Origin of the sequence: Sodalis-like endosymbiont of Proechinophthirus fluctus, assembly GCF_001602625.1 — a bacterium.
In the GTDB taxonomy this organism is placed as follows: Bacteria; Pseudomonadota; Gammaproteobacteria; order Enterobacterales; family Enterobacteriaceae.
On sequence record NZ_LECR01000039.1, the window covers coordinates 58,708 to 59,065 of the forward strand.

1 protein-coding gene is annotated in these 358 nt (G+C 58.9%); it reads right to left on the reverse strand.

What is annotated here, in order from left to right; genetic code table 11:
* Window positions 1–358: hypothetical protein (locus BG74_RS16625; RefSeq protein ID WP_244267274.1), on the reverse strand; the 358-nt coding region annotated here is incomplete at both ends.

Consider the following 358-nt stretch of genomic DNA (forward strand, 5'->3'; position numbering starts at 1 on the left):
TTCCTTTTGGGTCTCGCCAATAATATCTCCTGTGGACTCCGTCTCAGTGACGGCCTGAGGACGCTTGCGGCGCGCATCATCACGACCTTCGCGACGTTTGAGAGGCTGACGGTTTTCCTGATCTTCGCGGGTTAGCTCGCTGTTGCGCTCACAGTAGCCATTCTGTTGACAGCGTTGACCGCGGTGATCTTGACGCTCCTGAGGGAGCGTCGTTTCCGCCTTGGGCGCCGTCTCGACGGCTACTGCTTCCGCGGTGTTGCCTTCTGTCTGTTGCGCCGGCGTGCCGATTAAGGATTTGAAGTAGGCGACCAGACGGCTAAACAGGCCGCGGGAAGCGCACGAGATCTCTACGGCAGTA